Genomic DNA, 23,453 nt, shown 5'->3' with positions numbered 1-23,453 from the left:
TCTCCGGTGTCCCGCTCAGGCCTTCAGCATGTTGCGCAGCACGTACTGCAGGATGCCCCCGTTGCGGAAGTAGTCGGCCTCACCCGGGGTGTCGATGCGGACCACCGCGTCGAACTCGACCTTGGAGCCGTCCTCCTTGGTGGCCGTCACGTGCACGGTCTCCGGGGTCCGGCCGTTGTTGAGCTCCTCGATACCGGTGATGTCGTAGGTCTCGGTGCCGTCGAGCTGCAGCGAACCGGCGGACTCGCCCTCGGGGAACTGCAGCGGGATGACGCCCATGCCGATCAGATTCGACCGGTGGATGCGTTCGAAGGACTCGGTGATGACCGCGCGCACGCCCAGCAGGCTGGTGCCCTTGGCCGCCCAGTCGCGCGACGAGCCGGAGCCGTACTCCTTGCCGCCCAGGACCACCAGCGGGATGCCGGCCTTCTGATAGTTCTGCGACGCGTCGTAGATGAACGCCTGCGGGGCGCCCTCCTGCGTGAAGTCGCGCGTGTACCCGCCGGAGACGTCGTCGAGCAACTGGTTGCGCAGCCGGATGTTGGCGAAGGTGCCGCGGATCATCACCTCGTGGTTGCCGCGCCGTGACCCGAACGAGTTGAAGTTCTTGCGCTCGACGCCGTTGGCCTCCAGGTACTGGGCCGCCGGCGTGCCCTCCTTGATGTTGCCCGCCGGGCTGATGTGGTCGGTGGTCACCGAATCACCCAGCAGCGCAAGGACTCTGGCGCCGGTGATGTCGGACACCGGGGTGGGCTCGGCAGGCATGCCGTCGAAGTACGGGGGCTTGCGCACGTAGGTCGACTGCGGATCCCAATCGAAGGTCTTGCCGTCCGGCGTCGGCAGGTTCTGCCAGCGCTCATCGCCCTTGAAGACGTCGGCGTAGTTCTTCAGGAACATCTCCCGGCTGATCGACGAGGCGATGGTGTCGGAGATGTCCTGCTGCGAGGGCCAGATGTCCTTCAGGAAGACGTCGTTGCCGTCCTTGTCCTGCCCCAGCGGATCGGCCTCGAAGTCGAAGTCCATCGTCCCGGCCAGCGCGTAGGCGATCACCAGCGGCGGGGAGGCCAGGTAGTTCATCTTCACGTCCGGGTTGATCCGGCCCTCGAAGTTGCGGTTACCCGACAGCACGGCCGCCGCGGCCAGGTCGTTGTCGTTGATGGCCTTCGAGATCTCCTCGGGCAGCGGACCGCTGTTGCCGATGCAGGTGGTGCAGCCGTAACCGACCAGGAAGAAGCCGAGCTTCTCCAGGTAGGGCCACAGGCCGGCCTTGTCGTAGTAGTCGCTGACGACCTGCGAGCCCGGTGCCATGGTGGTCTTCACCCAGGGCTTGGTGGCCAGGCCCTTCTCGACGGCGTTGCGGGCCAGCAGCGCCGCGCCGAGCATCACCTCCGGGTTGGAGGTGTTGGTGCACGAGGTGATCGCCGCGATCACCACCGAGCCGTGGTCGATCTCGAACTCGCCCAGCTCGGCGGCCTTCACCGCGACGCGCTTGGACGGGCGGCCGGCAACCTGCGCCAGGCCGTCTTCGGTGGCCGTCGGGGGCTTCTTGTTGTTGAGGAACGAGGTGTTGCGCACCGGGTCGCTGGCCGGGAACGTCTCGTCGATGGCCTCGTCGAGTTGGGAGTACTCGCCGTTGAACTCGCCGTCCTCGACGTAGTCGGCGATGTCGCGCCGCCAGGCGTTCTTCGCGTCGGTCAGCGCGATGCGGTCCTGCGGCCGCTTCGGGCCGGCGATCGAGGGCACCACGGTGGACAGGTCCAGCTCGATGTACTCGGAGTACTTCGGCTCGCGCGACGGGTCGTGCCACAGGCCCTGTTCCTTGGCGTAGGCCTCGACCAGTGCCAGCTGCTCCTCGCTGCGACCGGTGAACCGCAGGTAGCTCAAGGTCTCGTCGTCGATCGGGAAAATCGCGGCGGTGGAACCGAATTCGGGGCTCATGTTGCCCAAGGTGGCGCGGTTGGCCAGCGGGATCTCGGCCACGCCCTCGCCGTAGAACTCGACGAACTTGCCCACCACGCCGTGCTGGCGCAGCATCTCGGTGGCGGTGAGCACGATGTCGGTGGCGGTCACGCCGGTCTGCCGCTCGCCGGTGAGCTTGAACCCGACGACGCGGGGGATGAGCATCGACACCGGCTGGCCGAGCATCGCGGCCTCGGCCTCGATGCCGCCGACGCCCCAGCCGAGCACGCCCAGGCCGTTGACCATGGTGGTGTGGCTGTCGGTGCCCACGCAGGTGTCCGGGTAAGCGACCCCGTCACGCTGCATCACCACCGGCGCCAGGTATTCGATGTTGACCTGGTGCACGATGCCGGTGCCCGGGGGGACCACCTTGAAGTCGTCGAAGGCGCCCTGTCCCCAACGCAGGAACTGGTAGCGCTCACCGTTGCGCTCGTACTCGATCTCCACGTTGCGCTCGAACGCGTCGGCGCGGCCGAACAGATCGGCGATCACCGAGTGGTCGATCACCAGGTCGGCCGGAGCCAGCGGGTTCACCTTCTCCGGATCGCCCCCGAGGGTGGCGATGGCCTCACGCATGGTGGCCAGGTCGACGATGCACGGCACGCCGGTGAAGTCCTGCATGACCACCCGCGCCGGGGTGAACTGGATCTCGACGCTGGGCTCGGCGGTCGGATCCCAGTTGGCCAGGGCCTCGACGTGCTCCTTGGTGATGTTGGCGCCGTCCTCGGTGCGCAGCAGGTTCTCGGCGAGCACTTTCAGGCTGTAGGGAAGCTTTTCGGTGCCCGGGACGGCGTCGAGGCGGTAGATCTCGTAGCTGTTGTCTCCTACGTTGAGCGTGGCGCGCGCTCCAAACGTATTCTTGCTGGTCACATCAACTCCCGGCGTTTAGTTGTCTCGCCGACGGGCTGTGCCGGCGATCTCTACTACTTTAACAGTACGCTCGTACTGCATTAGGGTGGGCGGGCTGTGGACTGACCCGAGGCCCTGACGACAAGTCTTCCCCTTGGCCGCGCGTGCTGCCAACCCGGTCCCGGACTCGTCGCGTACCGTGCTTCCCATGCTCGGTCCGGAGACGCTGTCCACGCCACCGCAATCACCCCTGGTTCCGGTTCTTCCGGCCTACATCCCGCCCGACGTCGACATGGACGTGGTGCTCGCCGAGGTCGCCGCCGACGGCGTCAGCGCGGCCCCGGCCGACGAGTCCGGGTTGCAGCGCGTGGTCGCCGACGCCCAGCAGCAGGGCATCGACCTCAAGGTCGTGGTGATCGACACCAATCCGCCGATCGACACCCCACTCCGGGACATCGCGACCGTGGTGGCCCAGTCCCATCCTGACGCCACCGTGCTGGTGCTCAGTCCGTCGTTTGCCGGCACCCACAGTCAGGTGTTCGACCGCGTCACCCTCGAGGCCGGCGAAGACCTCGCCAAGACCGGTAATCCGGTGCAATCCGCGCAGAATTTCGTCGACCAGTTGAACACCCCCGACTTTCCCTGGACCGGGCTGACGATCGTGCTTACCGTCGGCGTATTACTGGCCGCCGTCCTCACCCGAATGCTGCAAGTTCGGGCGAAGTCCGCCGATGCGCCAAAACCGCAGGCAGACACCGCTTCTGCTGACTCGTAGGGCTCCCGCGGCGCCTTATTCGACAAATGGCGCCAGGTCACCATTTGGTCACATTCATTTAATTACGTTCTTGTAATTTGTGACTGAAGTTTCTTTAGCGTCAACAGTGACGTACGGTGCAAACTAAGCCTATTGGTGTAGGTGTGCCTCCTGTGACTGCAGTGGGTTGGGGCCATCGGTTTGAGCAAAGCCATGAGGAGACCGAGTCGAATGAGACGCATGGTGCCCGTCCGGGCCATTTCTCAGGTTGCCGCGCTGGCGTTGCTCATCGCCACGCCGGGCCTTCTCACCGCCGGTGTGGCGACGGCCGATCCCGAGCCCAACCCCACCAGCCTGGCGGCATTGATCGCCGACGTCGCCGAGGCCAACCAGCGCCTCGACGAGTTGGGTGCGCAGATTCAGCTGCAGCAGGAGAGCGTCAACAAGGCGCTGGTCGACGTGCAGACCGCCCGCGACAACGCCGCCCTGGCCCAGCGTCAGATCGACGAGAGCGCCAAGGCGGTCGAGGCCGCCAACGCGGCGATCGCCGACGCGCAGCAGCGGTTCGACGAGTTCGCCGCCGCCACCTACGTCGCCGGCCCTTCCGCGTCCTATTTGACCGCACGGACCCCGGAGGACGTCATCGCGACGGCGTCGGCGAGCAAGACCGTCTCCGTGAGTTCCCATCAGGTGATGGCCAACCTGCAGCGCGCCCGCACCGAGCAGGTGAACAAGGAGTCGATGGCCCGGTCGGCCAAGGAGAAGGCCGACCAGGCCGCGCGCGAGGCGCAATCCAGTCAGGACGCCGCCGTCGAGGCGCTCAAGTCCGCCCAGCAGACCTTCAGTGAGCAGCAGGCCCAGGTCGACGCGTTGGCCGCGCAACGCGAAGAGGCCAAGGCTCGCCTCGCGGCGGCGCGGCCGGCACCCGCCGCCGCTCCGGCCGGACCCGCCCAGACCGGTGCGGCGGCGTCCCCGTCGGCCCCCGCACCCGCCGGCGCGCCCGGCCCGGAAGCGGACTGGGACCGCAGCCCGCAGGCGGCCGCCGGGGTGGTGCCCTACGGTGACATCAGCCAGTGGGACACCACGTTGCCGATGGTGCCCAGCGCGTTCATGTCCGGCGACCCGATCGCCATCGTCAACACGGTGCTGCAGATCTCGGCGACGTCCGCTCAGGTCACGGCGGACCTCGGCCGCAAGTTCCTGGAGAAGATCGGCATCCTCAAGCCCGCCGACACCGGCATCACCAACGGCGCGATACCGCGGGTCTACGGGCGGCAGGCCTCCGAATATGTGATCCGGCGCGGCATGTCGCAGATGGGTGTGCCGTACTCCTGGGGTGGCGGGAACGCCGCGGGTCCCAGCCGGGGTATCGACTCCGGGGCCAACACGGTGGGATTCGACTGCTCCGGCCTGGTGCTCTACGCCTTCGCCGGGGTGGGGATCAAGCTGCCGCACTACTCCGGGTCGCAGTACAACATGGGCCGCAAGATCCCGTCGTCGCAGATGCGCCGCGGAGACGTCATCTTCTACGGTCCCGGCGGCAGCCAGCACGTCACGATCTACCTGGGGGATGGGCAGATGCTCGAAGCGCCCTACACCGGTTCGCACGTCAAGATCTCGCCGGTGCGCACCAGCGGCATGACCCCGCACGTCGTCCGCTACATCGAATACTGACGGAAGATGTAAATCTATGCGCCACAAGCTGTTCCGTTACCAGCGCGTCCTGTTGACCGCGGTGGTGGCGATCGTGCTGGCGGCGGGGCTCGCAACCCCTGCCGCGGCCGAACCCGACGCCGGGGCGTGGGACCCCACCCTGCCGAAGGTGCTCAGCGCGGGCGCGCCCGGGGATCCGTTGGCCATTGCCAACGCCTCGCTGGCGGCCACCGCGCAGGCGACCCAGGCGACCATGGACCTCGGGCGCAAGTTCCTGTCGAGCATCGGCATCGGTGGCGCGCCGACCGGAGTCAACCCCGGCCGGGTACGCGGCCCGCAGGCCATCGAGTACGTCATCCGGCGCGGCGGAACCCAGATGGGTGTGCCGTACTCGTGGGGCGGCGGCAAACCGACCGGGCCGTCGACCGGGATCGACTCCGGGGCGGGCACCGTCGGGTTCGACTGCTCGGGGTTCACCCAGTTCGCCTACGCCGGGGTCGGCGTGCTGATCCCGAAGTACTCCGGGGACCAGTACGACACCGGGCGCAAGGTGCCGGTGTCGCAGGCCAAGCGTGGGGATCTGCTGTTCTGGGGGCCCGGCGGCAGCCAGCACGTGGCGATCTTCCTGGGTGCGGGCCGCATGCTGGAGGCCTCCGGCAGCGCCGGCAAGGTCACGGTCAGCCCGGTGCGCACGGCCGGTCTGCAGCCCTACGTGGCCCGCATCATCGAGTCCTGAGGGCCGCGGTGCCCCCGGCGGGCGTCCACCGGCGGCCTTGCTAAGCAAATCCTGATAGCCGGTGGGGCACGTCGACGGAATCCGAACTGCCTGGAATAGTTGAGTCCGGGCAACGGCGCCGTCGGAGATGGTGACCGCGCCGCCCGGGTAGGCAATCGAAGCAGGATCATGCAGGAGTCTGGAGGACGTAGTCGATGACATCACCAGGTGGGGCGCCCAACTACACGCCGGCCTCCGGCGCACACGCGGCCCCGCCGTCGACAGGTGCTCCGGCGGGTGGACCCAACGGCCTGGCGGCTGAGGTGCACACCCTCGAGCGGGCGATCTTCGAGGTCAAGCGCATCATCGTCGGTCAGGACCAGCTGGTCGAGCGCATTCTGGTGGGCCTGCTGGCCAAGGGGCACGTCCTGCTCGAAGGCGTTCCCGGCGTCGCCAAGACGCTCGCCGTGGAGACCTTCGCCAAAGTCGTCGGCGGTACCTTCGCCCGCATCCAGTTCACCCCGGACCTCGTGCCCACCGACATCGTCGGCACCCGGATCTACCGTCAGGGCCGCGAGGAGTTCGACATCGAACTCGGTCCGGTGGTGGTGAACTTCCTGCTGGCCGACGAGATCAACCGCGCCCCCGCCAAGGTGCAGTCCGCGCTGCTCGAGGTGATGGCCGAGCGCAAGATCTCCATCGGCGGCAAGACCTACCCGCTACCCAAGCCGTTCCTGGTGATGGCCACCCAGAACCCGATCGAGAACGAGGGCGTGTACCCGCTGCCGGAAGCCCAGCGGGACCGCTTCCTGTTCAAGATCAATGTGGACTATCCCAGCCCCGAGGAGGAACGCGAGATCATCTACCGGATGGGCGTGACGCCCCCGGAGCCCAAGCAGATCCTGAACCCCGGCGACCTGCTGCGCCTGCAGGACCTGGCCGCCAACAACTTCGTCCACCACGCGCTGGTCGACTACGTGGTGCGGGTGATCACCGCGACCCGCCAGCCCGAGCAGTTCGGCCTCAACGACGTCAAGGCCTGGGTGGCGTTCGGCGCCTCGCCGCGGGCGTCGCTGGGCGTGATCGCCGCGGCCCGGGCGCTGGCGCTGGTGCGCGGCCGCGACTACGTGATCCCGCAGGACGTCATCGAGGTCATCCCGGACGTGCTGCGGCACCGACTGGTGCTGACCTACGACGCGCTGGCCGACGACATCTCCCCGGAGACCGTGATCAACCGGGTGCTGCAGACGGTGGCGCTGCCGCAGGTGAATGCTGTTGCTCAGCAAGGTAATGCGGCACCCGCCGGGGTGCCGGCTGCGGCGGCCAACGGTCGGTGAGTGACTCGCAGTCCGTCCATCCGCCGTCGTTTCAGCGCGGCGAGATCGGCGATCCGAAACTCTCGGCGGCCCTGCGCACGCTGGAACTCACCGTCAAGCGCAAGCTCGACGGCGTCCTGCACGGCGACCACCTGGGCCTGATCCCCGGCCCGGGTTCGGAGCCGGGGGAGTCGCGGATGTATCAGCCCGGCGACGACGTGCGCCGGATGGACTGGTCGGTGACCGCGCGTACCACCCACCCGCACGTCCGCCAGATGATCGCCGACCGCGAACTGGAGACCTGGCTGGTGGTCGACATGTCGGCCAGCCTCGACTTCGGCACCACCGGCTGCGAGAAGCGGGATCTGGCGGTCGCCGCCGCCGCGGCGATCACCTACCTCAACAGCGGGGGCGGAAACCGGCTCGGGGCGTTGATCGCCAACGGGGACAACATGGTTCGCGTGCCGGCGCTGTCCGGACGTCAGCACGAGCAGACCCTGTTGCGCACCATCGCCACGATGCCGCGGGCGCCGCAGGGGGTGCGCGGCAACCTGGGCGCCGCCATCGACGCGCTGCGGCGGCCGGAGCGCCGTCGCGGGATGGCGGTGGTGATCAGCGACTTCCTCGGGCCCATCGACTGGATGCGCCCGCTGCGCGCCATCTCCGCGCGCCACGAGGTTCTGGGCATCGAGGTGCTCGATCCGCGCGACGTCGAGCTCCCCGACGTCGGCGACGTGGTGCTGCAGGACACCGAGTCCGGGGTCACCCGCGAATTCACCATCGACGCCCAACTCCGCGACGACTTCGAGAAGGCCGCCGCCGCACACCGTCAGGAGGTGGCCCGCACGCTGCGGCGGTGCGGCGCGCCCCTGTTGACGCTGCGCACCGACCGGGACTGGATCGCCGACATCGTGCGGTTCGTCGCGTCTCGGCGCCGCGGCGCGCTGGCGGGCCGGCAATGACCGCGAGAAAGAAGACTGAGCGTTTATGACACTGCCGTTGCTCGGGCCGATGTCGCTGAGCGGCTTCGAACACCCCTGGTTCCTGCTGTTCTTCCTCGCCGTCCTGGGGCTGATCGCGCTCTACATCGTGGTGCAGTTGGCGCGCCACCAGCGGGTGCTCCGCTTCGCCAACATGGAGTTGCTGGAAAGCGTTGCGCCCAAACGCCCGTCGCGCTGGCGCCACGTGCCGGCGATCCTGATGATCTGCTCGTTGACGTTGCTGACCATCGCGATGGCCGGCCCCACCCACGATGTGCGGATCCCGCGCAACCGGGCCGTGGTGATGCTGGTGATCGACGTGTCGCAATCGATGCGCGCCACCGACGTGGCGCCCAGCCGGTTGGCCGCCGCCCAGGAGGCCGCCAAGCAGTTCGCCGACCAGCTCACCCCCGGGATCAACCTGGGCCTGATCTCCTACGCCGGGACCGCGACCGTGTTGGTGTCGCCGACCACCAACCGGGAGGCCACCAAGAACGCGATCGACAAGCTGCAGCTGGCCGACCGCACCGCGACCGGCGAGGCCATCTTCACCTCCCTGCAGTCCATCGCCACCGTGGGCGCGGTGATCGGCGGCGGCGACGAACCCCCGCCGGCCCGCATCGTGCTGATGTCGGACGGCAAGGAGACGGTGCCGTCGAACCCGGACAACCCCAAGGGCGCGTTCACCGCCGCCCGCACGGCCGAGGATCAGGGCGTGCCCATCTCGACGGTGTCGTTCGGCACCGCCTACGGCTACGTCGAGATCAACGACCAACGCCAACCCGTCCCGGTCGACGACGCGATGCTCGGCCGCATCGCCGAACTGTCCGGGGGCAGCGCCTACACCGCGTCCAGCCTCGAGCAGCTCAAGGAGGTGTTCACCTCGCTGCAGGAGCAGATCGGCTACGAGACCATCAAGGGTGACGCCAGCACCGGCTGGCTGCGCCTCGGCGCGCTGGCGTTGGCCGTCGCGGCGCTGGCCGCCCTACTGATCAACCGCCGACTGCCGGGCTGAGCCCGGGCGACCCCCCGGTGGCGTCGATTTCGGCGAACCAACCGCGAGACGATAAGTTGACGATCATGACCGATACCGCCGCCACCGAAAACGCCGCCGCCCCCGCCGGAGCGAAGCCGCCGTTCGTCTCGCGATCCGTGCTGGTCACCGGGGGGAACCGGGGGATCGGCCTGGCGATCGCCCAGCGGCTGGCCGCCGACGGTCACAAGGTGGCGGTCACCCACCGCGGCTCCGGCGCCCCCGAGGGGCTGTTCGGCGTCGTCTGCGACGTCACCGACAACGCCGCCGTCGACCGCGCCTTCAAGGAGGTCGAGGAACACCAGGGGCCGGTCGAGGTGCTGGTCGCCAACGCGGGCATCTCCAAGGACGCCTTCCTCATGCGGATGACCGAGGAGCGGTTCGAAGAGGTGATCAACGCCAACCTCACCGGGGCGTTCCGGGTGACCCAGCGGGCGTCGCGCAGCATGCAGCGCAAGCGGTTCGGCCGGATCATCTACATCGGATCGGTCTCCGGCATGTGGGGCATCGGCAACCAGGCCAACTACGCCGCCGCCAAGGCCGGCCTGATCGGCATGGCCCGCTCGATCTCCCGGGAGCTGTCCAAGGCCGGGGTCACCGCCAACGTGGTGGCGCCCGGCTACATCGACACCGAGATGACCCGCGCGCTCGACGAACGCATTCAGGAAGGCGCACTGGATTTCATCCCCGCCAAGCGGGTCGGGACAGCCGAGGAGGTCGCCGGCGCGGTGAGCTTCCTGGCCTCCGAGGACGCGAGCTACATCGCGGGCGCGGTGATCCCGGTCGACGGCGGCATGGGCATGGGCCACTGACCCGCCGTACGAACGAAAACAGCACTCAGAAGAGAATCAGGACTCACGACATGGCAGGCTTTCTCGAAGGTAAGCGGATCCTCGTCACGGGGATCATCACCGACTCGTCCATCGCGTTCCACATCGCCAAGGTGGCCCAGGAGGCCGGCGCCGAGCTGGTGCTGACCGGGTTCGACCGAATGAAGTTGATCCAGCGCATCGCCGACCGGCTGCCCAACCCGGCCCCGCTGCTGGAACTCGACGTGCAGAACACCGAGCACCTCGACAGCCTGGCCGGCCGGATCACCGAGGTCATCGGCGAGGGCAACAAGCTCGACGGTGTGGTGCACTCCATCGGCTTCATGCCGCAGACCGGGATGGGCGTCAACCCGTTCTTCGACGCGCCGTACGAGGACGTGGCCAAGGGCATCCACATCTCGGCGTACTCGTATGCCTCGCTGGCCAAGGCCGTCCTGCCGATCATGAATCCGGGCGGCGGCATCGTCGGAATGGACTTCGACCCCACCCGCGCGATGCCGGCCTACAACTGGATGACCGTCGCCAAGAGTGCGCTGGAGTCGGTCAACCGGTTCGTCGCGCGCGAAGCCGGCAAGGTCGGCGTCCGCTCCAATCTTGTTGCCGCCGGGCCCATCCGGACGCTGGCCATGAGCGCCATCGTCGGTGGCGCACTGGGCGACGAGGCCGGTGCGCAGATGCAGCTGCTCGAGGAGGGCTGGGATCAGCGGGCCCCGTTGGGCTGGAACATGAAGGACCCGACGCCGGTGGCCAAGACCGTGTGCGCGTTGCTGTCGGACTGGCTGCCGGCCACCACGGGCACCATCATCTACGCCGACGGCGGCGCCTCCACCCAGCTGCTCTGACGGACTGCCATGGACTTCGATGCCGTTCTGCTGCTGTCCTTCGGCGGTCCGGAGGGCCCGGAGCAGGTGCGGCCGTTCCTGGAGAACGTCACCCGGGGCCGTGACATCCCGGCCGAGCGGCTCGACGAGGTCGCCGAGCACTATCTGCATTTCGGCGGGGTCTCGCCCATCAACGGCATCAACCGGGCGTTGATCGAACAGCTGCGCACCCAGACCGACCTGCCGGTCTACTTCGGCAACCGGAACTGGGAGCCGTACCTCGAGGACACCGTCGTCGCCATGCGGGACAGCGGAATTCGACGCGCGGCGGTGTTCGCGACGTCGGCCTGGGGCGGCTACTCGGGGTGTACGCAATACACCGAGGACATCGCCCGCGCCCGCGCCGCGGCCGGCCCGGGCGCGCCGGAGTTGGTCAAGCTGCGCCAGTTCTTCGACCATCCGCTTTTCGTCGAGTTGTTCGCCGACGCCATCGCCGAGGCGCGCGGCCGGCTGGCCGAGTCGCTGCGCGAGCAGGCGCGGCTGGTGTTCACCGCGCATTCCATCCCGCTGGCCGCCGACGCCCGGCACGGCCCGCAGTTGTACAGCCGCCAGGTCGGCTACGCCTCGGCGCTGGTCGCGGCGGCGGCCGGCTACGAGTCCTACGACCAGGTGTGGCAGTCGCGCTCCGGTCCGCCGCAGGTCCCGTGGTTGGAACCGGATGTCGGCGATCACATCGAGGCGCTGACCCGGCGCGGTGTTCCCGCGGTCATTCTGTGTCCCATCGGCTTCGTCGCCGACCACATCGAGGTGGTGTGGGACCTCGACAACGAGGTGGCCGAGCAGGCGGAGGCCGCGGGGCTGCCGGTGGTGCGCGCATTCACCCCGAACGACGACGTGCGCTTCGCGCGGATGATCGTCGACCTGATCGACGAACTGCGCAGCGGCTCCGAACCGGTCCGCGTCCCGGGCCCGAATCCGGTGCCGGGCTACGGCTTCAGCATCAACGGCGCGCCCTGCTCGCCCGGCTGCTGCGCTACCACGCCGAATGCAGGATCGCGGTAACAGCCGCGAGCCGCGCTGAGCGCACCACGGCCGCCAGCGGCCGCAGCGCATCCGAGGCCAGTTGCGCCGCCGAGGAGGATTGCGCGGCGATCGGCAGCAACCCGGCGCTGACCGCGATGATCGCGTCGACCTGAGCGGCGTTCTCGAGCACCCGCAGCGCCCGGGTCGGTGCGTGCGGCGGCGCGTCGTGGCCATGGGTCGCCGCCAACACCTGCTCGACCATCGCGCGGGGGTCATCGACGTCGAGGCCGGTTCCGCCCGCGCGCAGGGCCGTGAGCGCCTCGGCCGCCGAGCGCACCGCCGAACGCAGTGCGTACTCGGCCTCGCCGAGGTCGATGTACTCCGGGGCGGGCACCGCCGGCAACGAGTACACCGTCCAGGACAGCACCGCGGGGAAGTCGCCGCCGAGGCCGTCCTCGTCGAGGTCGTCGCCGGCGTCCTCGAACTCGGGCACCAGGCCGATCGGCGCCCCGCGCTCGGAGGTCACCACCACGGCCTCACCGGCGGTCAGCGCGTCGCGGGCGAACGTGCTGCCGGCGGGCAGTCCCCGCACGTCGCCGGGCACCGGGAGCGCGAGATTCAGCGCCGGCCCCGGGGCCGTCCGCAAACCCGCGGCGGCCCGCACCGTCTGCAACAGCGACACCGAGGTGGCGGTGTCGACGTCCGGCCATGGCAGGCCCGTGACATCGGCCGCGACCGCGTCGTAGGCGGCAACCGAATGGCTTGGCGCCCAAGCTGATAACGCGTCCAAGACGTCATCGGGCGCGGCCTGCCCGGCCAACCAGGCGTTGGCCCACAACGTCAGCGAAACACTCGGACACCACATGATGTGAGGCAGTGTAATGGCTACCGGCGGGTGCCACCCCCCGGCGCGGAAACCGGACCGGCCACGGCCGCAGGCACGTATCCTGGCCCTATGCCCGCCGCCCTGCTCTGGCTCATCGCCGCCCTGGGGCTCGCCGGTGCCGAGGTGCTCACCGGCGACCTGTTCCTGCTGATGCTGGGCGGGGGAGCGCTGGCCGCGGCCGGAACCAGTTGGTTGTTCGACTGGCCGATCTGGGCCGATGGCGCGGTGTTCCTGGTGGTGTCGGTGCTGCTGCTGGTCCTGGTGCGCCCCGCGCTGCGCCGCCGGATGCAGTCCGCCGCGGCCCTGGAAACCGGTATCGAGGCGTTGGAGGGCCGGCCCGCGCTGGTGCTCGACCGGGTCAGCCAGCACGAGGGTCAGGTAAAGCTGGAGGGTGAAGTGTGGACCGCGCGGCCGCTGAACGACCACGACGTCTACGAGGCGGGTGACCAGGTGATGGTCATGCGCATCGACGGAGCCACCGCGGTGGTCTGGAAGAACGACTGAAGGAGTTCTCATGGATGGTGCGGTGACAGGCCTGGTCCTGCTGGCCGTGCTGGTGATCGTCGCGGTCATCATCGTCGCCAAGTCCGTCGCGCTGATCCCGCAGGCCGAGGCCGCGGTCATCGAGCGGCTCGGCCGTTACAGCAAGACGGTCTCGGGGCAGCTGACCCTGCTGGTGCCGTTCATCGACCGCATCCGGGCCCGGGTGGATCTGCGCGAGCGCGTGGTGTCCTTCCCGCCCCAACCCGTCATCACCGAGGACAACCTGACCGTCAACATCGACACGGTGGTGTATTTCCAGGTGACCAACCCGCAGGCGGCGGTCTACCAGATCAGCAACTACATCGTGGGCGTGGAGCAGTTGACCACCACGACGCTGCGCAACGTCGTCGGCGGCATGACCCTGGAACAGACGTTGACCTCGCGCGACCAGATCAACGGTCAGCTGCGCGGCGTGCTGGACGAGGCCACCAACAAGTGGGGGCTGCGCGTGGCCCGGGTGGAGCTCAAGGCCATCGACCCGCCGGTGTCGATCCAGGACTCCATGGAAAAGCAGATGCGGGCCGACCGGGAGAAGCGCGCGATGATCCTCAACGCCGAGGGCGTGCGGGAGTCGTCGATCAAGCAGGCCGAGGGCCAGAAGCAGGCCGCGATCCTGGCGGCCGAGGGGTCCAAGCAGGCCGCGATCCTGTCCGCCGAGGCCGAGCGGCAGTCCCGGATCCTGCGCGCCCAGGGCGAGCGGGCCGCGCAATACCTGCACGCCCAGGGCCAGGCCAAGGCCATCGAGAAGACCTTCGCCGCGATCAAGGCCGGCCGGCCCACCCCGGAGTTGCTGGCCTACCAGTACCTGCAGACGCTGCCCAAGATGGCCGAGGGCGAGGCCAACAAGGTGTGGTTGGTGCCCAGCGATTTCGGCTCGGCGCTGCAGGGGTTCACGAAGCTGTTGGGTGCCCCCGGGGAGGACGGCGTGTTCCGCTACACCCCCTCGCCGGTCGAGCCGGACCAGGCGCCGGCCGACGACTCCGACGACGTCGCCGACTGGTTCGAGACCAAGAGCGACCCGGCGATCGCCCAGGCCGTCGCCAAGGCCGAGGCCGACGCCCGGGTGCCTTCGGATCCGGCGCTGCCCGGCTCGGACCGGGTGCCGCCGTCGTCGCTGGAATCCGGCGCCCGGCACCGGGAGCAGGCATGAGCGCGCTGACCTCACCGAAGACCTACGCCGCGCTGGCCGCGTTCCAGGCCGGTGACGCGGTGGCCTGCGCCATCCCGCTGGCGCCGATCACCAAGGCGCTCGACGATGTTCGGCTCCCGCAGCAGTATCGGCCGGTCCTGCCGGTGGTCAAGGTCGCCTCCGCGGTGGGTCTGCTTGCCGCCGGCCGCTTTCCGGCGCTGGCGCGGTTGACCACCCTGCTGCTGACGGTGTACTTCACCTTGGCCGTGGGAGCGCACCTGCGCGCCAAGGACTACAGCCCGGGGTTGGTGGCGGCGTCGTCGTTCCTCGCGCTGTTCGCGACGCTGACGGTCAAGGGGCCCGACGTCAACCGCTGAGACCGGCCGGGTGCGCCGGTTCCGGTGCGTCCGGCGGGGGCGCCGCGGCGGCCTTGCGTCGATGGTTGCGGAGCTCGAAGGCCAAACCGGCCACCCCGACGCACGCCGTGCACAGCGAAATCAGGACCAGCAGCGGATTGACGCTGCCGGTCAGGGCGTCGCCGAGGATCACCACGGCGGCGGTGCCGGGAAACAGGCCGACCAGGGTGGCGGCCGCGTACGGGCCCAGCCGCACCGCCGTGGCGCCGGCCGCGTAGTTGATCACGGAGAACGGCACGGCCGGGATCAGTCGCAGCGACAGCACCGCCAGCCAGCCCCGCCGGCGCAGGTGCGCGTCGACCGCGTCGATGGTGGGATGGCTGACCAGGCCGGCGAGTTGCCAGCCGAAGGCGCGCACCAGCACCACCGCCAGCACCGCGCTGATCGTGCTCGCCGTCACCGCCAACGCGATGCCCAGGCCGGAGCCGAACAGCAGGCCGGCGGCCAGCGTGAACGCGGTGCGTGGGAACGGCAGCACGGTACCCAGGCTGTGGGCGGCCAAGAACGCCAGCGGGAACCACGGCCCCAGCGACCGGGCCCAGTCGCGGAGCTGCACCGCGGTGGGCAACGGCACCAACAACGCGATTGCGACAAGAATCACAATCCCGATCGCGGCGGCGACGACGCGGCGGCGGGGGATCTGCCGCACCACCATGGCGGCCGTTTCCGGGGCAGCGCGCAGCGCATCGCGGATCCGTCTCGTTGCGCTGGCCACGGGAATCAAGGGTACGGGGTGGCGGTTGCACATCGGTTGTCGCGCGCCGGGGCGCGCCGCTGCTGGTTGGCGTCGGGCGCTTGATCGGCGGCGATGGCCATCATCTAGCCTGAACCCCGAGTGATCCGTCACCTCGCGGACACTGCACGCTGCGAGAACAGGGGAGTTGCCGGTGTCTTCAGGTGCCTCAGTCGTATCCGCCGATCGGTCGGAGCTCGAACAGGCTCGCGCCCGCTGGCGCGAGGCGGTCGCCGGTGTGCTCGCCAAGAGCACCCGCCGCGATGTTTCGGAGTTGCCGGACGAACCGGAGCGGTTGCTGGACAGCCCCACCTATGAGGGCTTCGACGTCCGCCCGCTCTATACGGCCCTCGACGAGCTGCCCGAGCCGCCCCTGCCGGGGCAGTGGCCGTTCATCCGCGGTGGCGACGCGACCCGCGACGTGCTGTCCGGGTGGAAGGTCGCGGAGTCCTTTCCGGCGCCCAACACCGCCGGTGGCGACGGCAACGCCACCCTGCTCTCGGCGCTCTCCGAAGGCGTCAGCGCCTTGGTGCTGCGGGTGGGCGCCGACGGTGTGCCGGTGGCCGACCTCGACCGGCTCCTCGAGGGTGTGTTCGTCGAACTCGTGCCCGTCGTCGTGGCGGCCGACGCCGACTACGTCGCCGCCGCCGAGGTGCTGCTGGACCTGGTCGCCGGCCTGGACACCGAACAGCGCCGGACGCTGTCGGTCGACCTCGGCGCGGATCCGTTGACGGCGGCCCTGAGCGGACGTGCGTCCGCGCCGGTGGCCGACGTGGTCGCGATGGCCAACCGCGTCAATGAGTTCGGTGGGGCCGTGCGGGCGATCACCGTCGACGGCCCGGCGCTGCACAACCGCGGCGCCAACGGCGCCTGGGAGCTGGCCGGCGTGATCGCCGCGGCGGTGGACTACCTGCGGCTGTTGGTCGCCGCCGGCCTCGACACCGCGGATGCCGTGCGGCAGATCAGCTTCCGGCTCGCCGCCGACGACGACCAGTTCATGACCACCGCGAAGATGCGGGTGGCCCGCCAGCTGTGGGCACGCGTCGCCGAGGTGCTCGGTGTCCCCGACGCGGGCGCGGTCCGGGTGCACGCGGTCAGCTCGCTGGCGATGATGGCCCAGCGGGATCCGTGGGTGAACATGCTGCGCTGCACGCTGGCGGCCTTCGGTGCCGGCGTAGGCGGCGCCGACACCGTGTTGGTCCACCCGTTCGACGTCGCGATCGCCGGCGGTGCGCCCGGGGTGTCCCCGACGTTCTCGCGGCGCATCGCGCGCAATACGCAGCTGCTGCTGCTCGAGGAGTCCCACCTGGGCCGGGTGCAGGATCCGGGCGGCGGCTCCTGGTTCCTCGAGGACCTCACCCAGCAGCTCGCCGAGCAGGCCTGGGAACACTTCCAGGCCATCGAGGCCCGCGGCGGTTTCGCGGCCGCGGGCGCGTTCGTCGCCGAGCAGGTCGAGGCCGTGGCCGCCGCCCGTCGCGCGGACATTGCGCATCGGCGCACCGCGGTGACCGGCGTCAACGAATTTCCGAATCTGGCCGAAGTGCCGCTGCCGCAGCAGGATTCGCCCGAGGGCGTGCTGCGCTACGCCCAGGACTTCGAGACGCTGCGCAACCGCTCCGACGACTTCCTGGCCGCCAAGGGCACCCGGCCGCAGGTGCTGTTGCTGCCGCTGGGCCCGCTCGCCGAGCACAACATCCGCACCACCTTCGCCACCAACCTGCTGGCCTCCGGCGGCATCGAGGCGGTCAACCCGGGCACCGTCGAGAGTGCGACCGTCGCCGCGGCGGTCACCGAGGCCGGGTCCACGGCCGCGGTGGTGATCTGCGGCACCGACGCCCGCTACGGCGAGGAGGCCTCGGCCGTGGTCAAGGCTGCCCGCGCGGCCGGCGTCGAGCGCGTGTACCTGGCCGGTCCGGAAAAGGCGGTCGCGGCCGCCGAGCACCGGCCCGACGAATATCTGACTGCGAAAATCGATGCGGTCGAAGCGCTTTCCACCCTGTTGACGCGATTGGGGGCCTGACGATGACCGCATCCGACGTTGCCGGTAAGTCTGCCATCGAGAGTTTCGCCGAGGTGCCGCTGCGCGGTGCCGAACCCGCCGCCGCCGCGACCCCGGAAGCCGTCGCGGAGTCGGTCCGGACGGCCGCGGCCGCGCACGGTTACGCACCCGAGCAGCTCGACTGGGCCACGCCCGAGGGCGTCGACGTCAAACCGGTGTACATCGCCGCCGACCGCGACGCCGCGGTGGCCGCGGGTTACCCGGTGGACAGCTTCCCGGGCGAGCCGCCGTTCATCCGTGGCCCGTACCCGACGATGTACGTCAACCAGCCGTGGACCATTCGGCAGTACGCCGGCTTCTCGACCGCCGCGGAGTCCAATGCGTTCTACCGGCGCAACCTGGCCGCCGGGCAGAAGGGCCTGTCGGTGGCGTTCGACCTGGCCACCCACCGCGGCTACGACTCCGACCATCCCCGGGTGGCCGGCGACGTCGGGATGGCCGGCGTGGCCATCGACTCGATTCTGGACATGCGCCAGTTGTTCGACGGCATCGACCTGGGCTCCGTGAGTGTCTCGATGACCATGAACGGCGCGGTATTGCCCATCCTGGCGTTGTACGTGGTGGCCGCCGAGGAGCAGGGGGTGCCACCGGAGAAGCTGGCCGGGACCATCCAGAACGACATCCTCAAAGAGTTCATGGTCCGCAACACCTACATCTATCCGCCGAAGCCCTCGATGCGGATCATCTCGGACATCTTCGGCTACACCAGCACGAAAATGCCCAAGTTCAACAGCATTTCGATCTCCGGGTACCACATCCAGGAGGCCGGTGCCACGGCCGATCTCGAGCTGGCCTACACCCTGGCCGACGGGGTGGAGTACATCAAGGCCGGGCTCGACGCCGGCCTGTCGATCGACAAGTTCGCCCCGCGGCTGTCGTTCTTCTGGGGCATCGGGATGAACTTCTTCATGGAGGTCGCCAAACTGCGGGCCGGCCGGCTGCTGTGGAGCGAGCTGGTGGCCCAGTTCGAGCCGAAGAGCCCGAAATCGCTGTCGCTGCGCACACATTCGCAGACCTCGGGTTGGTCCCTGACCGCGCAGGACGTGTTCAACAACGTCGCCCGCACCTGCGTCGAGGCCATGGCCGCCACGCAGGGCCACACCCAGTCGCTGCACACCAACGCGCTCGACGAGGCGCTCGCGCTGCCCACCGACTTCTCGGCCCGCATCGCGCGCAACACCCAGCTGCTGCTGGCGCAGGAGTCGGGCACCACCCGCCCGATCGACCCCTGGGGCGGCTCCTACTACATGGAGTGGCTCACCCACCAGCTGGCCGAGCGGGCCCGCGCGCACATCGCCGAGGTCGCCGAGCACGGCGGCATGGCGCAGGCGATCGACGACGGCATCCCGAAGCTGCGCATCGAGGAGGCCGCCGCGCGCACCCAGGCCCGGATCGACTCCGGTGCCCAGCCGCTGATCGGCGTCAACAAGTACCAGGTGGACGAGGACCAAGAGATCGAGGTGCTCAAGGTCGACAACAGCCGGGTGCGCGCCGAGCAGCTGGCCAAGCTGGAGCAGCTGCGCGCCGAGCGCGACGAGGCCGCCTGCCAGGCCTCGCTGGCGGAGCTGACCCGCGCCGCCGCCGCGACCGGGACCGCCGGTGAAGACGGCCTGGGCAACAATCTGCTGGCGCTGGCGATCAACGCGGCCCGGGCCAAGGCCACCCTCGGGGAGATCTCCGACGCCCTGGAGAAGGTCTACGGACGCCACCAGGCCGAGATCCGGACCATCGCCGGGGTCTACCGCGACGAGGTGGGGAACAGTCAGAACGTGGACGGAATCGACAACGCGACCGCGCTGGTGGAGAAGTTCGCCGAGGCCGACGGGCGTCGGCCCCGCATCCTGGTCGCCAAGATGGGCCAGGACGGTCACGACCGCGGCCAGAAGGTGATCGCGACGGCCTTCGCCGACCTCGGTTTCGACGTCGACGTCGGCTCGCTGTTCTCCACGCCGGACGAGGTCGCTCGGCAGGCCGCCGACAACGACGTCCATGTGGTCGGCGTGTCCTCGCTGGCGGCCGGTCACCTGACCCTGGTGCCGGCGCTGCGCGATGCGCTGGCCGAGGTGGGCCGTCCGGACATCATGATCGTGGTCGGCGGCGTCATCCCGCCCGGGGACTTCGACGAGCTCTACGCGGCCGGGGCCAACGCCATCTTCCCGCCCGGCACGGTGATCGCCGATGCCGCGACGGGTTTGCTGAACAAGCTCGCCGAGCGACTGGGCTACGACCTGACCGGCAACCAGAACGCCACCTCCTGATCGCGATGACTGCCCCGTCGGAGCTGAGCACCGAGGAATTCGCCGGCCGCATCCGCCGTGGCGAGCGTGCGGCGCTGGCCCGGGCGATCACGCTGGTGGAGTCGACCCGCACCGACCATCGTGCGCAGGCCCAGGAGTTGCTGCTGGAGTTGATGCCGGAGGCCGGCTCGGCCATGCACATCGGCATCACCGGGGTCCCCGGGGTCGGCAAGTCGACATCGATCGAGGCGCTCGGGATGTACCTGATCGAGCAGGGGCACCGGGTCGCGGTGGTCGCGGTGGACCCGTCGTCGACGCGCACCGGTGGATCGATCCTGGGTGACAAGACGCGGATGTCGCGGCTGGCGGCGCACCCGGACGCTTACATCCGGCCCTCGCCAACCTCCGGCACCCTGGGCGGGGTGGCTCGGGCGACCCGCGAGACCATCGTCCTGCTGGAGGCCGCGGGCTTCGACGTCATCCTGGTGGAGACGGTCGGTGTCGGGCAGTCCGAGGTCACTGTCGCCGGGATGGTGGACACCTTCATCTTCCTGACCCTGGCCCGCACCGGGGACCAGCTGCAGGGCATCAAGAAGGGCGTGCTGGAGCTCGCCGACATCATCGTGGTCAACAAGGCCGACGGCAACCACGTCGTGGAGGCCAAGAAGGCGGCCCGCGAGCTCGCCGGCGCCATCCGGCTGATCTATCCGCGCGAGGTGCTGTGGCGACCGCCGGTGCTGACCATGAGTGCCCTGGAGCAGACCGGTCTCGGGGAGCTGTGGGACAGCGTGCTCAAGCATCGCGAGGTCTTGACCGCGGCCGGCGAGTTCGAGGCGCGGCGGCGGACCCAGCAGGTCGAATGGACCTGGGCGATGGTGCGTGACGCGGTGCTCGACCGGGTGTTGGACCACCCGGGGGTCAAGGGGATCCGCGGCGAGGTCGAGCGGCAGGTCCGCGACGGCGAGCTGACCCCCGCGCTGGCGGCGGCCCGCATCCTGGACACGGCAGCCGAGTGACCGAGACTAACAGTTCGATAAACCGGGGTTTGTTTGCCCGATGTAACGGGTAGATTTGGCTAGGTGAGCAAAGCTTTTGCCCGGGAGCGCAGCGTAGCGCTTCCCGACGGCGTGGGCGGCGCGGCCGACCCGAACTTCTCCTGCGCGGTGCGCGCGTTCGCCAGCATGTTCCCTCATCGTCGATTCGGCGGCGGCGCGCTGGCCGTCTATCTCGACGGCAAGCCGGTGGTGGACATCTGGACCGGCTGGTCGGACCGGCGCGGTCGGCAGCCCTGGACCGCCGACACCGGCGCGATGGTGTTCTCCGCTACCAAGGGCGTGGCCTCGACGGTCATCCACCGGCTCGCCGACCGCGGGCTGGTGGACTACGACACCCCGGTGGCCGAGTACTGGCCCGAGTTCGGCGCCAACGGCAAGGCCGACATCACAGTGCGCGAGATCATGAGTCACCGGGCGGGCCTGTCCCATCTCAACGGCCTGAGCAAGGCCGACATCATGAACCACGAGCGCATGGAGGAGTGGATCGCCGCGGCGCCGGCCTCGCAGCTGCGCGGCAAGCCCGCCTATCACGCGATCACCTACGGCTGGTTGCTCGCCGGGCTCGCGCGGGCGGTGACCGGTAAGGGGATGCGACAGCTGTTCCGCGAAGAGGTCGCCGCACCGCTGAACACCGATGGGATACACCTCGGCCGCCCCGATGCGGCAGCGCCGACGCGGCCGGCCCAGATCATCCACCCGCAGCTGAACATCCAGAACCCGGTGTTCAACTATCTGGCTCCGCGGGCTGCGATGTTGCAGATGACCGCCGGCTTCGGTGCGCTGTACTTCCCGGGCATGCGCGCCGTGGTCCAGGGCGATATCCCGTTGTTGGACAGTGAAATTCCGTCGGCGAACGGGGTGGCCACCGCCCGTGGCCTGGCGCGGATGTACGGCGCCATCGCAAACGGGGGCGCCATCGACGACACCCGATACCTGTCGCCGGAGATCGCCGCGGGACTGACGGGGCGTCGCAGCCTGCGCCCCGACCGGAGCGTGGGCATGCCGATGGCGTTCCATCTGGGCTATCACGCGCTGCCCCTCCCTGGGGTGCTGCCCGGCTTCGGCCATGTCGGTCTCGGCGGCTCGGTGGGCTGGGCGATCCCGAGCCTGAGGCTGTCGTTCTCGGTGGTGCACAACCGACTGTTGACCCCGTTCGTGGTTCCCGATCAGGCCGGCTTCGTCGCGACGGCCGCGCTCATCCGGCGGGGCGCCGGGCTGGCCCGCACGCACGGTTTCGAACCGATCCGGGAGCTGGGCGCGCCGTACTGGGAAGAGTCCGCCTCCGCGGTGGTGTGATTCGGATTCCGAGCCTCGCTCAGCGCGGCACCCCGGTCAGCCCGCGGATCTTCACCCGCCAGGAGTGGGCGGCGGCCAGCGCGAACACCGCGCCGCAGGCGCAGGCGAAAAACCATACGAGCCGTCCGTTTTCGAGCGGCTGCAGCTCGGGCACCAGGGCGGTGAGGATGCGTATCGCGCAGGCGAGCATGCCGCTGGCCGAGGCGATCAGGTACACCGTGGCGATCCGGCGAGAACGCGGATCCCGACGCAACACCAGCATGGCCCGCACGCCGAAGGCCAAGAGATAGAACAGCATCGAGCACAGCAGCACCCAGTAGGCGGACAACCAGAAGTCGGTGCGCAACTGGAAGAAGTCCGGGTGGTAGACCGCCGCGCCATTGCCCAGCCAGAAGGTGGCCAGCAGCACCGGGATGCACAGTGTCGCGGGTCGCTCCACGTACTGCTTGAACATCTCCTGCATGGCCGAATCCTCTTGGAGGCGGCCGATCGCGTTGTAGACGATCGCCGACGCGGCGACAATGTAGAGGTCGTGGCCCAGGTAGTCCTCGAGATTCCACTTGCCCGTCAGCTCGTAGAGCATCGGCCCCAGCGTCGCCGAGGCCCAGGGCGACATCAACAGCACCGCCCCACCCTGCAGCGCGATGTTGAGGGTCGCCGCCACCTCCCAGCGGCACGACCAGGTCAACCGTCGAATCCACAGACTCCATCCAATGCACACGATCGTGATCGTGATCAGCAACGTCAGGGACATCGTGGAACGCTTTCGAAAGAGTCCGGATGGGCGGCTACAGCGGCGGCGCGTCGGGACGTGGTGACAGTTGCGACAACTTCGGTCGCGGGGTGCGCGTGACCGCGGCGCGATCGGTGACCGAGGCCACGGCCACCGGCGCCGACTCCAGGTAGTGGTACACCTCTTGGCGGCTCATCAAGCCGAAGCGAATCTGCAGGTCGGGATAGCTCAGCGCGAACCGATCCGCGACCAGACGCAGTTCTTCGGCGTTGGGGTAGTCGCTGTCTTTGATGCGGCGGTAGTAAGTGCTGCTCGACACCCCGAGAGCGGTGTAGATCGCCTTCGCGTCGACATCGCCGTCGAGCAAATAGTCCAGCAGGGCTTTGAGTTGCCGGCCGTTCTCATCGGTGCGGGGCACCGCTACACCATAGCC

General features: G+C 69.3%; 21 protein-coding genes. 16 read left to right on the top strand and 5 right to left on the bottom strand.

What is annotated here, in order from left to right:
• Window positions 1–15: 15 nt before the first annotated feature.
• Window positions 16–2,829: an aconitate hydratase gene (locus R2K23_RS12550; RefSeq protein WP_316509927.1), complete on the bottom strand. Its 2,814-nt coding sequence runs from the start codon at window positions 2,827–2,829 to the stop codon at window positions 16–18.
• Window positions 2,830–3,016: 187 nt separating this feature from the next.
• Between R2K23_RS12550 and R2K23_RS12545 the strand changes: the two genes are divergently transcribed.
• The 9 genes from R2K23_RS12545 (at window position 3,017) to R2K23_RS12505 (ending at window position 11,972) form a co-directional block, all read left to right on the top strand.
• Window positions 3,017–3,583 carry an Rv1476 family membrane protein gene (locus R2K23_RS12545; RefSeq protein WP_316509926.1) on the top strand — a complete coding sequence of 189 codons (567 nt, stop codon included), beginning with the start codon at window positions 3,017–3,019 and terminating at the stop codon, window positions 3,581–3,583.
• Between the two features lie 192 nt (window positions 3,584–3,775).
• Window positions 3,776–5,236, top strand: a complete 1,461-nt coding sequence (gene ripA / locus R2K23_RS12540; RefSeq protein WP_396891895.1) for an NlpC/P60 family peptidoglycan endopeptidase RipA — start codon at window positions 3,776–3,778, stop codon at window positions 5,234–5,236.
• Between the two features lie 16 nt (window positions 5,237–5,252).
• Entirely contained in the window at window positions 5,253–5,951 is a 699-nt protein-coding gene (gene ripB / locus R2K23_RS12535; protein WP_316509924.1) for an NlpC/P60 family peptidoglycan endopeptidase RipB, read from the top strand.
• A 194-nt stretch (window positions 5,952–6,145) separates the two neighbouring features.
• Window positions 6,146–7,267, top strand: a complete 1,122-nt coding sequence (moxR1, locus tag R2K23_RS12530; RefSeq protein ID WP_316509923.1) for a chaperone MoxR1 — start codon at window positions 6,146–6,148, stop codon at window positions 7,265–7,267.
• The gene (locus tag R2K23_RS12525) at window positions 7,264–8,208 is read left to right on the top strand and encodes a DUF58 domain-containing protein (RefSeq protein WP_316509922.1); all 945 of its coding nucleotides are present in this window, start codon (window positions 7,264–7,266) and stop codon (window positions 8,206–8,208) included. The genes moxR1 and R2K23_RS12525 overlap by 4 nt, the downstream gene beginning before the upstream one ends.
• Before the next feature lie 25 nt (window positions 8,209–8,233).
• Window positions 8,234–9,241: a VWA domain-containing protein gene (locus R2K23_RS12520; RefSeq protein ID WP_316509921.1), complete on the top strand. Its 1,008-nt coding sequence runs from the start codon at window positions 8,234–8,236 to the stop codon at window positions 9,239–9,241.
• A 65-nt stretch (window positions 9,242–9,306) separates the two neighbouring features.
• A complete protein-coding gene (gene fabG1, locus R2K23_RS12515; protein ID WP_316509920.1) occupies window positions 9,307–10,071 on the top strand; it encodes a 3-oxoacyl-ACP reductase FabG1 in 765 nt (254 codons plus the stop codon).
• Between the two features lie 50 nt (window positions 10,072–10,121).
• The gene (inhA, locus tag R2K23_RS12510; RefSeq protein ID WP_316509919.1) at window positions 10,122–10,931 is read left to right on the top strand and encodes an NADH-dependent enoyl-ACP reductase InhA; all 810 of its coding nucleotides are present in this window, start codon (window positions 10,122–10,124) and stop codon (window positions 10,929–10,931) included.
• A 9-nt stretch (window positions 10,932–10,940) separates the two neighbouring features.
• Window positions 10,941–11,972 carry a ferrochelatase gene (locus R2K23_RS12505; RefSeq protein ID WP_316509918.1) on the top strand — a complete coding sequence of 344 codons (1,032 nt, stop codon included), beginning with the start codon at window positions 10,941–10,943 and terminating at the stop codon, window positions 11,970–11,972.
• Here R2K23_RS12505 and R2K23_RS12500 read toward each other — a convergent pair.
• A complete protein-coding gene (locus R2K23_RS12500; RefSeq protein ID WP_316509917.1) occupies window positions 11,944–12,798 on the bottom strand; it encodes a hypothetical protein in 855 nt (284 codons plus the stop codon). The two genes, R2K23_RS12505 and R2K23_RS12500, sit on opposite strands and share 29 nt — an antisense overlap.
• A gap of 90 nt (window positions 12,799–12,888) precedes the next feature.
• On the opposite strand from R2K23_RS12500, the gene R2K23_RS12495 reads away from it, so the two are divergent.
• The 3 genes from R2K23_RS12495 to R2K23_RS12485 are packed head-to-tail and all read left to right on the top strand — an operon-like array spanning window position 12,889 to window position 14,868.
• Entirely contained in the window at window positions 12,889–13,323 is a 435-nt protein-coding gene (locus R2K23_RS12495) for an NfeD family protein (RefSeq protein WP_316509916.1), read from the top strand.
• A gap of 10 nt (window positions 13,324–13,333) precedes the next feature.
• Entirely contained in the window at window positions 13,334–14,512 is a 1,179-nt protein-coding gene (locus R2K23_RS12490) for an SPFH domain-containing protein (RefSeq protein WP_316509915.1), read from the top strand.
• The gene (locus tag R2K23_RS12485; RefSeq protein ID WP_316509914.1) at window positions 14,509–14,868 is read left to right on the top strand and encodes a DoxX family protein; all 360 of its coding nucleotides are present in this window, start codon (window positions 14,509–14,511) and stop codon (window positions 14,866–14,868) included. Before R2K23_RS12490 ends, R2K23_RS12485 begins: the two co-directional genes overlap by 4 nt.
• On the opposite strand, the gene R2K23_RS12480 is transcribed toward R2K23_RS12485, so the two are convergent.
• Window positions 14,858–15,562 (bottom strand): TVP38/TMEM64 family protein, encoded by a 705-nt coding sequence (locus R2K23_RS12480; protein ID WP_316517247.1) that lies wholly within the window; start codon window positions 15,560–15,562, stop codon window positions 14,858–14,860. The genes R2K23_RS12485 and R2K23_RS12480 overlap by 11 nt on opposite strands.
• A gap of 232 nt (window positions 15,563–15,794) precedes the next feature.
• Between R2K23_RS12480 and mutA the strand changes: the two genes are divergently transcribed.
• From mutA to lipL, 4 genes are all read left to right on the top strand, one after another.
• Window positions 15,795–17,660 (top strand): methylmalonyl-CoA mutase small subunit, encoded by a 1,866-nt coding sequence (gene mutA, locus R2K23_RS12475; protein WP_316509913.1) that lies wholly within the window; start codon window positions 15,795–15,797, stop codon window positions 17,658–17,660.
• A 2-nt stretch (window positions 17,661–17,662) separates the two neighbouring features.
• Window positions 17,663–19,957, top strand: coding sequence for a methylmalonyl-CoA mutase (gene scpA / locus R2K23_RS12470; RefSeq protein WP_316509912.1), 2,295 nt, complete (start codon window positions 17,663–17,665; stop codon window positions 19,955–19,957).
• Between the two features lie 5 nt (window positions 19,958–19,962).
• Complete coding sequence (meaB, locus tag R2K23_RS12465; RefSeq protein WP_316509911.1) at window positions 19,963–20,952, top strand: methylmalonyl Co-A mutase-associated GTPase MeaB; 990 nt, start codon at window positions 19,963–19,965, stop codon at window positions 20,950–20,952.
• A 63-nt stretch (window positions 20,953–21,015) separates the two neighbouring features.
• Window positions 21,016–22,287, top strand: coding sequence for an esterase/beta-lactamase LipL (gene lipL / locus R2K23_RS12460; protein WP_316509910.1), 1,272 nt, complete (start codon window positions 21,016–21,018; stop codon window positions 22,285–22,287).
• Window positions 22,288–22,306: 19 nt separating this feature from the next.
• On the opposite strand, the gene R2K23_RS12455 is transcribed toward lipL, so the two are convergent.
• Together R2K23_RS12455 and R2K23_RS12450 are read right to left on the bottom strand one after the other, a co-directional pair.
• Window positions 22,307–23,041 carry a hypothetical protein gene (locus tag R2K23_RS12455; RefSeq protein WP_316509909.1) on the bottom strand — a complete coding sequence of 245 codons (735 nt, stop codon included), beginning with the start codon at window positions 23,039–23,041 and terminating at the stop codon, window positions 22,307–22,309.
• Between the two features lie 34 nt (window positions 23,042–23,075).
• Window positions 23,076–23,438, bottom strand: coding sequence for an XRE family transcriptional regulator (locus R2K23_RS12450; protein ID WP_316509908.1), 363 nt, complete (start codon window positions 23,436–23,438; stop codon window positions 23,076–23,078).
• Between the last annotated feature and the right edge of the window lie 15 nt (window positions 23,439–23,453).

This window comes from Mycolicibacterium sp. MU0050, from assembly GCF_963378085.1.
In the GTDB taxonomy this organism is placed as follows: domain Bacteria; phylum Actinomycetota; class Actinomycetes; order Mycobacteriales; family Mycobacteriaceae; genus Mycobacterium; species Mycobacterium wendilense.
The sequence above is the reverse complement of the archived record's forward strand: the minus strand, read 5'-3'. Positions and strand labels throughout refer to the sequence as shown.